The 3,047-nt window shown below is 76.3% G+C and carries 2 protein-coding genes; one reads left to right on the top strand and one right to left on the bottom strand.

Features of this window, described 5'->3' with window-relative positions:
* Positions 1-210: 210 nt before the first annotated feature.
* Positions 211-2,418: a family 43 glycosylhydrolase gene (locus B0E53_RS34875; protein ID WP_107079769.1), complete on the bottom strand. Its 2,208-nt coding sequence runs from the start codon at positions 2,416-2,418 to the stop codon at positions 211-213.
* Between the two features lie 130 nt (positions 2,419-2,548).
* Here B0E53_RS34875 and B0E53_RS34870 point away from each other — a divergent pair.
* A partial coding sequence (locus B0E53_RS34870) for a helix-turn-helix domain-containing protein (protein ID WP_107079768.1) occupies positions 2,549-3,047 on the top strand: 499 nt, incomplete at its 3' end.

Genomic DNA, 3,047 nt, shown 5'->3' with positions numbered 1-3,047 from the left:
ACGCCGACCGCCGCCGGGCCCGGGCGGTCGCCGGGCCCGAGCGGCCGGGCGGGGAGTTCGTGGCCGCGCGCAGCTACGACAGCGAGACCCGGACGGTCAGCGAGCTGACGCCTGCCTGCCCGCGCCCCGGCGCCTGACCGGGGCCGCCCGTCCCCGGACAACCACGGCGGACCGGGGCCGCCCGCGGCCGGACGGCCCCGGTCGCACGGGTCAGCGGTGGAACCGCAGGTAGTCGAACTCCGCGGTCACCGCCGGGCTGGCGCCGCCGTGCGCGACCAGGCCGATCCGGGGTGTGGTGTCGGCCGGGAAGGTCCACACGGCCCCCCACGTCCAGTGCGTTCCGTCCCGGCTCGACCCGGCCCGGAACTCGTGCTCGCCGGTGACCGGGTCGACGTGGTGGGCCAGCCGCAGCCAGGTGGTGGTGGCCGGGGTGCCGACGATGCTGCCGCCGTAGACGGGCTGGCCGGCGAAGGGCAGCTCGTAGCCGTACTCGACCTGGCGGGTGTTCCAGATGGCCACCTGGGCGAGCCGGGCGAACCGGTCGTCGTCCACGTACGCCACGAGGCCGGCCTGCTGGTAGTTGCGGACGCTCTCCTCGCCCAGGTCGAGGGTCACCTTCGTCTCCGCGACGTAGTCGCCGGTGGGCGCGTCGCGCAGCAGCACCCCGGCCGTGTTGCCGGTGCCGACCAGGTCGGTCGACTCGACCGGCCAGCGCAGCGCGCCGCCGGTCACCGTGGCGGCCGGGTTGGGCCGGATCCACTGCCAGGCCGGGTCGAGCCCGTCGGTGAACTCGTCCGACCAGCCGGGCAGCACCGGGCCGACCCGGGGCGGGGCGACCGGGTGCCGGACCGGACGGTACAGCCGGGCCGCGCTGACGTTGTCGAACTCGGCCGGGCCGCCCTCGGCATGCAGCGCGAGCGGGCCGGCCGCCGGCCGGGTCAGCGTCAGCGTCACCACGGCGAGCTGGTCGCCGAGGCGGGCCGGGCTCAGCTCGGCGACGAGTTGCCGCCCGCGTACCTCCACGGCCAGGTTGTGCCGGTCGGTGAGGTCGAGTCCGGCGGGCAGCGGCACGCTCGCCGTCGCGCCGCCCTGCCGTGCGGTCAGCCGGCCGCCGCCGACCGTGACCTGCGCGGGGCCGAGCCGCAGCCCGGCCGCGTCCGCGCCGGTCAGCCGCAGGTCGGCCTCGGCCCGTACGTCCCCGCCGAGCCCGGTCCGGCTGGTCAGCGTGCCGGTGCCGGCGAGGACGCCGCCGGTCACCCGCCAGTCGCCCGAGTCGCCTCGCCAGCCGTGCAGGTCGGCGGTGTCGAAGCGGGCGTCGAGCCGGCCGGTGGTGACCGGTGCGGGCCGGGGCCCCTCGGAGGGGCCGGCGCCCGCGTTGACGGTCGGCCAGCCGTCCACCCAGTCGAGGCGGTCCAGCAGCATCGGCCGCTCGTTGATCCCGAACGGCTCGTCCAGGTACGGGTCGGCCCGGTCGATCGCGTGGTACGCGATCCAGTCCTGCCCGGACAGGTCGGTGAGCACGGCGTTGTGCCCGGTGCCGATCCAGCGGTTGCCGTTCTGGGTGAGCACCGGCGTGCCGCCGGCCCGGGAGGCGTCCAGCCGCTGGCCGTCCCGGTCCACGAACGGGCCGCGCGGGTCGCGCGCCCGGCCGACCTGTACGGAGTAGCCGGTGGCCGGGCCGGCGCAGCAGTTCGCGGTCGAGGCGAACAGCCAGTACCAGCCGTCGTGGCGCAGCACGTAGCTGCCCTCGAACTTGTTGTCGATCGCGACCAGGGTGGGCGCGCCGACCGCGTGCAGCCCGTCGGCGGAGAGTTCGGTGACCGAGATACCGCCGTAGTAGCTGCCGTAGTACAGGTAGGACCGGCCGTCGGAGTCGGTGAACTGGCTGGGGTCGATGGTCCAGAGGTAACCGCCGCCCCCGCCCGGACGCGGGGCGACCACGGGCGTGTCGGCGAACGTCCACGGTCCGGCCGGGGTGGGCGCGGTGGCCGCCCCGATCGCGGTGTCGAAGGTGTCGCCGGAGACGGTGGTGTCGGTGACCGTCACGTACATCACCCAGCGGCCGGCGACCCGGCGCACGTCGGGCGCCCAGAACGCCGCCCCGGGCGCGGCGAAGGAGGGCCGCTGGTCCGGGGCGAAGGCGTCGCCCACGTAGGTCCAGTCGACCAGGTCGGCGGAGCGGGCGATCGGCACCCGGTGCGCCTGGCGTTCGCCCTCGCGCAGTGGGTCGGAGGTGCCGAAGGCGTACCAGAGGCCGTCGTCGCCACGGACCACGGCCGGGTCGGCGAAGGTGTCGGCGAAGCCGGCCGAGACCGGGTTGTGGTAGCGGTCGGCCGCGGTGGCGGGCGCGGGCGCCGCCGTGGTCAGCAGCAGAGTGAATACGGCGGCGAGCACGCCGCCGCGGTGGAGGTGTCCCATCAGGCCTGCCTTGGAGGTAGACGGAGGTCACTGCGGTGCCCCCGTTTCTACAACGTTGAAGACAACGATGTAAAGAGGTTGCCCGCACCGGTCGGTGGGGACCGAACGGTTCCCGTGCCAGCATTGCGGCATGACCACCCGCACCGACGGCCGCGCGCTGGCCGGGCTCGCCGCGCTGCTTGCCGACCCGACCCGGGCCGGCTTCTGCCTCGCCCTGCTCGACGGGCGGGCCTGGACGGCGGGCGAGCTGGCCCGGTCCGCCGGCGTGGCTCCCTCCACCGCGAGCGACCACCTGACCCGGCTGGTCCGCGGCGGGCTGCTGGCCGAGGAACGGCAGGGCCGGCACCGCTATGTCCGCCTCGCCGACCCGTCGGTGGCCCAGCTCGTCGAGGACCTGGCCGGCCGGGCGCCCGCCCCGGCAGCGCCGCCCCGGACCCTGCGCGCCGCGTCGGCTCAGGCGTCCCTCGCGTACGCCCGGACCTGCTACGACCACCTGGCCGGCCGGCTCGGCGTGCTGCTGCACGACGCCCTGCTGGACCGGGGCGTGCTCGACCGGGCCGGCGGCCTGGCGCTCACCCCGGCCGGGGTGGCCTGGCTGACCGACCTCGGCGTGCCCGTCGAGCCGCTGC

It is taken from the genome of Micromonospora sp. MH33 (genome assembly GCF_003013775.1).
Classification (GTDB): domain Bacteria; phylum Actinomycetota; class Actinomycetes; order Mycobacteriales; family Micromonosporaceae; genus Micromonospora; species Micromonospora fulviviridis.
Note: the sequence above shows the minus strand (reverse complement) of the source record. Positions and strands in the feature narration are given on the sequence as shown.

Excerpts from the sequence above, each read along its gene's own strand:
- B0E53_RS34875 (WP_107079769.1), bottom strand. The coding sequence starts at position 2,418 with ATGGGACACCTCCACCGCGGCGGCGTGCTCGCCGCCGTATTCACTCTG.